Genomic DNA, 7,442 nt, shown 5'->3' with positions numbered 1-7,442 from the left:
CGGCGCGGTCGGCGACACGCCCGAGGCGGTCCGGCACAACAGGGAGCTGGCGGCCAAGTCGCTCGGCCTGGAGGCCGGACGGGTCGTCTGGATGAACCAGGTGCACGGCGCCGGCGTCGCCGTGGTGGACGAACCGTGGGGGGACCGGCCGGTGCCGGAGGTCGACGCCGTCGTCACCGCCCGGCGCGGCCTCGCCCTCGCCGTCCTCACCGCCGACTGCGTGCCGGTGCTGCTGGCCGACCCCGACGCCGGGGTCGCCGCCGCGGCCCACGCGGGCCGGCCCGGCCTGGTCGCGGGCGTCGTCCCCGCCGCCGTACGGGCCATGGTCTCGCTCGGCGCCGCGCCGGAGCGGATCGTCGCCCGCACCGGACCGGCCGTGTGCGGCCGGTGCTACGAGGTGCCGGAGGCGATGCGCGCCGAAGTGACCGCCGTCGAGCCGGCGGCGCACGCCGAGACGAGCTGGGGTACGCCGGCGGTCGACGTGAGCGCCGGGGTGCACGCGCAGCTCGACCGGCTCGGGGTGTGCGACCGGGCGCAGGCGCCGGTGTGCACGCTGGAGTCGGAGAACCACTTCTCGTACCGCCGCGACCGCACCACCGGTCGGCTCGCGAGCTACGTCTGGCTGGACTGATGGGGCATGACGGACCGTAAGACCGAACTCGCCGCGAACCTGGCGAAGGTGGAGGAACGTATCACCGCCGCGTGTGCGGCGGCCGGGCGCGCCCGGGACGAGGTGACCCTGATCGTGGTCACCAAGACCTACCCGGCGAGCGACGTGCGGATCCTGTCCGGACTCGGCGTGCGCCATGTCGCCGAGAACCGCGACCAGGACGCCGCCCCGAAGGCCGCGGCCTGCGCGGATCTGCCCCTCACGTGGCACTTCGTCGGTCAGTTGCAGACCAACAAGGTGCGTTCCGTGGTCGGTTACGCCGGTGTCGTGCAGTCCGTCGACCGTTCCCGGCTCGTCACCGCCCTGTCGAAGGAGGCGGTGCGCGCCGGGCGCGAGGTGGGCTGCCTGATCCAGGTCGCCCTGGACGCGGGCGAGAGCGCGCGGGGCGAGCGCGGCGGTGTCGCCCCGGCCGGAATCGAAGAGTTGGCCGACCTCGTCGCCGGTTCACCCGGACTGCGGCTCGACGGACTGATGACCGTCGCTCCGCTGACCGGGGAGTACGCGGGGCGCGAACAAGCGGCGTTCGAGCGCCTCATGGATTTGTCGACTGACCTGCGCCGAGCTCATCCGGCTGCAACCATGGTGTCGGCAGGGATGAGTGCGGACCTCGAACAGGCCGTGGCCGCCGGGGCGACACATGTGCGCGTCGGCACCGCGGTACTCGGAGTCCGCCCCAGGCTCGGGTAACGTCGCCAGGAAGTCGGACCACAGCAGAAAATATGGTCAATGCGCGCCAAGGTGGGCGCAAGGACCACGTGGATCGCGGGCACTTGGCAGTCGTCAGTCGATCCACCACAGAGCGGAGGACTCAGAGCATGGCCGGCGCGATGCGCAAGATGGCGGTCTACCTCGGCCTCGTGGAGGACGATGGGTACGACGGCCGCGGATTCGACCCCGACGACGACTTCGAGCCCGAGTTGGACCCGGAGCCGGAGCGGGACCACCGACGGCACGAAGCGGCACACCAGTCGCACGGCGCACATCAGTCCCAAAGGGACGAAGAGGTGCGAATCGTACAACCGCCCGCGCCTCGCGAGCCGCTGGCCCGTGCGACTTCGCTCGCCGCGGAATCCGGACGTCCGGCGCGGATCGCGCCCGTGGCATCCATCACACAAGAACGCCAGTCCCTGGAGAAGAACGCACCGGTGATCATGCCCAAGGTCGTGTCGGAACGAGAGCCTTACCGGATCACCACGCTGCACCCCCGGACCTACAACGAGGCCCGTACCATCGGGGAACACTTCCGTGAGGGCACCCCGGTGATCATGAATCTGACTGAGATGGACGACACAGACGCGAAGCGACTTGTCGACTTTGCGGCCGGTTTGGTGTTTGGTCTTCACGGCAGCATCGAGCGGGTGACGCAGAAGGTGTTCCTGTTGTCTCCTGCTAACGTCGATGTCACGGCGGAGGACAAGGCCCGCATCGCAGAGGGCGGGTTCTTCAACCAGAGCTGAGACGTATGACCGGATCGAAGCACGGAAGAGCACGGAACAGGGGAGAGGGAACCACAAGCCATGAGCGTGTTCGCGCAGGTGATCTACATCGCGCTGATGGTGTTCCTCGTCGTGCTCATCTTCCGGCTGGTCATGGACTACGTCTTCCAGTTCGCCCGCTCATGGCAACCCGGCAAGGCGATGGTGGTCGTACTGGAGGCCACCTACACTGTCACCGATCCACCGCTGAAGCTTCTGCGGCGGTTCATCCCGCCGCTGCGTCTCGGGGGCGTGGCGCTCGACCTGTCCTTCTTCGTACTGATGATCATCGTCTACATTCTCATCTCCGTCGCGGGGAGTTTCGTGAGATGAGGGTGGGGACGATCCGGTCTTGCCGACTGCCGATGACTACGTTGAGGTGAAGAGATGCCGTTGACCCCCGAGGACGTGCGGAACAAGCAGTTCACGACCGTCCGCCTCCGAGAAGGCTATGACGAGGACGAGGTCGATGCCTTCCTCGACGAGGTCGAAGCCGAACTGACGCGTCTGCTCCGCGAGAACGAGGACCTGCGCGCCAAGCTGGCCGCCGCGACGCGCGCCGCCGCGCAGAACCAGCAGAACATGCGCAAGCCCCCGGAGCAGGACCAGCAGCATCCCCAGCAGCAGGGCATGCGAGGTCCCGGCCAGCCGGTGCCCGCCGGGATATCGGGCCCGCCGCAGCAGCAGATGGGCGGCCCCATGGGTGGCCCGCCCCAGCTGCCGAGCGGTGCCCCGCAGCTGCCCGCCGGCCCCGGCGGTCAGGGCGGCCCGCAGGGTCCCGGTCCGATGGGCCAGGGTCCGATGGGTCAGGGCCCGATGGGCGGTCAGCCGCCCATGCAGCAGCAGATGGGTGGTCCGATGGGCGGCCCCATGGGCGGTCCGATGGGCGGCCCCGGTCAGGGCCCCGGTGGCGACAGCGCCGCCCGTGTCCTCTCGCTGGCCCAGCAGACCGCCGACCAGGCGATCGCCGAGGCCCGTTCCGAGGCCAACAAGATCGTCGGCGAGGCCCGCAGCCGCGCCGAGGGTCTGGAGCGCGACGCCCGTGCCAAGGCCGACGCCCTGGAGCGGGACGCGCAGGAGAAGCACCGCGTGGCGATGGGCTCCCTGGAGTCCGCGCGCGCCACGCTGGAGCGCAAGGTCGAGGACCTGCGCGGCTTCGAGCGCGAGTACCGCACGCGGCTGAAGTCGTACCTCGAGTCCCAGCTGCGTCAGCTGGAGACCCAGGCCGACGACTCCCTGGCCCCGCCGCGCACTCCGGCCACCGCGTCCCTGCCGCCGTCCCCGGCGCCCTCCATGGCCCCGGCCGGCGCGAGTGCCCCGTCGTACGGCGGCAACCAGACGATGGGCGGCTCGCCCGCTCCGTCCGCCCCGTCCTACGGCGGTCAGCAGCAGATGACGCCGGCCATGACCCAGCCCATGGCTCCGGTCCGTCCGCAGGGCCCGTCCCCGATGGGTCAGGCTCCCTCGCCGATGCGCGGGTTCCTGATCGACGAGGACGACAACTGACGGGTCGCTGAGACCGGTACGACAACGGCGTCGGCAGCGTCTGATAGGGCGGGCCCCCGGACTTCGGTCCCGGGGGCCCGCCCTTTTTACGCGGGTTGCGTGACGAGGCAGCCCCTGCGCGGCAGCCCATGAAGGACAGCCCCTGCGCGGTAGCCCATGAAGGAAGGGCCCCGCCTCCCCGAGGGAGGCCGGGCCCCGCGCGTATACCCGCTCGGTGCCTACGCCTTGCGCAGCCGGAACGTCAGGGACAGCCCCTCGTCGGTGAACGGCTCACCGAAGCTGTCGTCGGCCTCGCCCTGCCCGAAGTCGGTCGAGAGCACCTCGTCGGCGATCAGCCCCGCGTGCTCGGCGAGGGCCGCCACCACAGCCGGGTCCGTGGAGGTCCAGCGCAGCGCGATCCGGTCGGCGACGTCCAGGCCGCTGTTCTTGCGGGCCTCCTGGATCAGCCGGATCGCGTCCCGGGCCAGGCCCGCCTGCCGCAGCTCCTCGGTGATCTCCAGGTCCAGCGCCACCGTGGCACCGGAGTCGGAGGCCACCGACCAGCCCTCGCGCGGGGTCTCGGTGATGATCACCTCGTCCGGGGCGAGGGCGACCGTCTCACCGTCCAGCTCCACGGCGGCCGTGCCCTCGCGCAGGGCGAGGGACAGCGCGGCGGCGTCGGCCGCGGCGATCGCCTTTGCCACGTCCTGCACCCGCTTGCCGAACCGCTTGCCGAGCGCCCGGAAGTTGGCCTTGGCGGTCGTGTCGACCAGGCTGCCGCCGACCTCGCTGAGCGACGCCAGTCCCTCGACGTTCAGCTCCTCCGTGATCTGCGTGTGCAGCTCCGGGTCCAGGGCCTCGAATCCGGCCGCCGCGATCAGTGCCCGGGACAGCGGCTGACGGGTCTTGACGCCCGACTCCGCGCGCGTGGCGCGGCCCAGCTCCACCAGCCGGCGGACCAGGACCATCTGCTTCGACAGCTCCGGGTCGATCGCCGACAGGTCCGCCTCCGGCCAGCCGGCCAGGTGCACGGACTCCGGCGCGCCCGGGCTGACCGGGACGACGAGGTCCTGCCACACCCGCTCGGTGATGAACGGGGTGATCGGCGCCATCAGCTTGGTGACCGTCTCCAGCACCTCGTGCAGCGTGCGCAGCGCGGCCTTGTCGCCCTGCCAGAACCGGCGGCGCGAGCGGCGGACGTACCAGTTCGACAGGTCGTCGACGAACGCGGACAGCAGCTTGCCGGCGCGCTGGGTGTCGTACGCCTCCAGTGCCTGCGTCACCTGGTCGGTGAGCGCGTGCAGTTCCGACAGCAGCCAGCGGTCCAGCACCGGCCGCTCGGCCGGCGCCGGGTCCGCCGCGGACGGCGCCCAGTGCGACGTACGCGCGTACAGGGCCTGGAAGGCGACCGTGTTCCAGTACGTCAGCAGCGTCTTGCGGACGACCTCCTGAATGGTGCCGTGACCCACCCGGCGCGCCGCCCACGGGGAGCCGCCGGCCGCCATGAACCAGCGCACCGCGTCCGCGCCGTGCTGGTCCATGAGCGGGATCGGCTGCAGGATGTTGCCCAGGTGCTTGGACATCTTGCGGCCGTCCTCGGCCAGGATGTGGCCCAGGCAGACCACGTTCTCGTACGACGACTTGTCGAAGACGAGGGTGCCGACGGCCATCAGCGTGTAGAACCAGCCACGGGTCTGGTCGATCGCCTCGGAGATGAACTGCGCCGGGTACCGGCTCTCGAACAGCTCCTTGTTCTTGTACGGGTAGCCCCACTGCGCGAACGGCATCGAGCCCGAGTCGTACCAGGCGTCGATGACCTCCGGCACGCGCGTGGCCGTCGCGCCGCAGCCCTCGTGGGGGCAGGCGAAGGTGACCTCGTCGATGTACGGGCGGTGCGGGTCCAGGCCCGACTGGTCGGCGCCGGTCAGCTCGCTCAGCTCGGTGAGGGAGCCGACGCAGGTCAGGTGGTCGTCCCCGCAGCGCCAGATCGGCAGCGGGGTGCCCCAGTAGCGGTTGCGGGACAGCGCCCAGTCGATGTTGTTGTTCAGCCAGTCACCGAAGCGGCCGTGCTTGACCGTCCCCGGGAACCAGTTGGTCTTCTCGTTCTCCTGGATCAGCCGGTCCTTGACGGCCGTCGTGCGGATGTACCAGGAGGGCTGCGCGTAGTAGAGCAGCGCGGTGTGGCAGCGCCAGCAGTGCGGGTAGCTGTGTTCGTACGGCAGGTGCTTGAAGAGCAGACCGCGCTGGTTCAGGTCGTCGGTGAGCTTTTCGTCGGCCTTCTTGAAGAAGATGCCGCCGACCAGCGGGACGTCCTCCTCGAAGGTGCCGTCCGGACGGACCGGGTTCACGACCGGCAGGTCGTAGGAGCGGCAGACCTTCAGGTCGTCCTCACCGAAGGCCGGGGACTGGTGCACCAGGCCCGTGCCGTCGTCGGTGGTGACGTACTCGGCGTTCACGACGAAGTGCGCCGGGGCCGGGAACTCCACCAGCTCGAACGGGCGCTGGTACGTCCAGCGCTCCATCTCCGCGCCGGTGAAGGTCTGGCCCGTGGTCTCCCAGCCCTCGCCGAGCGCCTTGGCGAGGAGCGGCTCGGCGACGACGAGCTTCTCCTCGCCGTCGGTGGCGACCACGTAGGTCACCTCCGGGTGCGCGGCCACCGCCGTGTTGGACACCAGGGTCCAGGGGGTCGTCGTCCACACCAGGAGCGCGGCCTGGCCGGCGAGCGGTCCGGAGGTGAGCGGGAAACGGACGTACACCGACGGGTCGACGACCGTCTCGTACCCCTGCGCCAGCTCGTGGTCGGACAGGCCGGTGCCGCAGCGCGGGCACCAGGGGGCGACCCGGTAGTCCTGGGTGAGGAGCCCCTTGTCGAAGATCTGCTTCAGCGACCACCACACCGACTGCACGTAGTCGGGGTCCATGGTCCGGTAGGCGTCGTCGAGGTCGACCCAGTAGCCCATGCGGGTCGTCAGCTCGGCGAACGCGTCCGTGTGCCGGGTCACGGACTCGCGGCACTTGGCGTTGAACTCGGCGATGCCGTACGCCTCGATGTCCGGCTTGCCGGAGAAGCCCAGCTCCTTCTCGACGGCCAGCTCGACGGGCAGGCCGTGGCAGTCCCAGCCCGCCTTGCGGGCCACGTGGTAGCCGCGCATGGTGCGGAAGCGGGGGAAGACGTCCTTGAAGACGCGGGCTTCGATGTGGTGGGCGCCGGGCATGCCGTTCGCGGTGGGCGGGCCCTCGTAGAACACCCACTCCGGGCGGCCCTCGGACTGCTCCAGGCTCTTGGCGAAGATCTTCTGCTCGCGCCAGAAGTCGAGCACGGCGTGCTCAAGAGCGGGCAGGTCGACCTGGGCGGGCACCTGGCGGTACGTCGGCGCTGTCATCTGCGAGCATCCTCCAACGGACTTGCTGCCTTCCGTCGGAGGGACGAGAGCCTTCGTTCCTGTCTACGCCGTGTGCGGCGCGCTCCCGCGGTACCACCCTCCTTGGCCCTCCGCCGCGCCGTACGCGCCGGTGAGCCCCCTCATTGGGGTCGCGAAGCCGGCTCTACTCGCCGCCGCCCTTCGGCTGCGGCTTTCTTCCGGCGGCTCCGGGGTGATCTTCACGTCGCGCTCGCCCCCGGGCTCACACCGTCCCCGGGTCGCTCTGGGCTGCGTACGCCGCTACTCGTCCCCATCCACGCTTTTCGCTCCGCCCAGTGTACGGCGCCGCGCGGACAGCGGCCGACCGGTTTCCGCGCGGCGGGGCGGGCGCGGGGCGGCCCGGCCGGATGACCCGAATGGCGAGGGGCGGGGGCGCGGGCCCGGGTGGGC

6 protein-coding genes are annotated in these 7,442 nt (G+C 70.7%); 5 read left to right on the top strand and 1 reads right to left on the bottom strand.

Annotation, left to right across the window (positions count from 1 at the left end; genetic code table 11):
- From pgeF to IE312_RS20425, 5 genes are all read left to right on the top strand, one after another.
- The coding region (pgeF, locus tag IE312_RS20445) for a peptidoglycan editing factor PgeF (protein ID WP_229900195.1) at positions 1-631 on the top strand (631 nt) is incomplete at its 5' end.
- 6 nt (positions 632-637) lie between these two features.
- Complete coding sequence (locus IE312_RS20440; protein WP_189983802.1) at positions 638-1,357, top strand: YggS family pyridoxal phosphate-dependent enzyme; 720 nt, start codon at positions 638-640, stop codon at positions 1,355-1,357.
- Between the two features lie 128 nt (positions 1,358-1,485).
- Positions 1,486-2,127, top strand: coding sequence for a cell division protein SepF (locus IE312_RS20435; protein WP_189983801.1), 642 nt, complete (start codon positions 1,486-1,488; stop codon positions 2,125-2,127).
- Positions 2,128-2,187: 60 nt separating this feature from the next.
- A complete protein-coding gene (locus IE312_RS20430) occupies positions 2,188-2,478 on the top strand; it encodes a YggT family protein (protein ID WP_030347861.1) in 291 nt (96 codons plus the stop codon).
- Between the two features lie 54 nt (positions 2,479-2,532).
- Positions 2,533-3,651, top strand: a complete 1,119-nt coding sequence (locus IE312_RS20425) for a DivIVA domain-containing protein (RefSeq protein WP_189983800.1) — start codon at positions 2,533-2,535, stop codon at positions 3,649-3,651.
- A gap of 218 nt (positions 3,652-3,869) precedes the next feature.
- Here IE312_RS20425 and ileS read toward each other — a convergent pair whose 3' ends face one another.
- Positions 3,870-7,013 carry an isoleucine--tRNA ligase gene (gene ileS, locus IE312_RS20420; RefSeq protein WP_189983799.1) on the bottom strand — a complete coding sequence of 1,048 codons (3,144 nt, stop codon included), beginning with the start codon at positions 7,011-7,013 and terminating at the stop codon, positions 3,870-3,872.
- Positions 7,014-7,442 lie beyond the last annotated feature (429 nt).

The sequence above is a fragment of the Streptomyces capoamus genome, from assembly GCF_014654935.1.
Lineage (GTDB): Bacteria > Actinomycetota > Actinomycetes > Streptomycetales > Streptomycetaceae > Streptomyces > Streptomyces capoamus.
The sequence above is the reverse complement of the archived record's forward strand: the minus strand, read 5'-3'. Positions and strand labels throughout refer to the sequence as shown.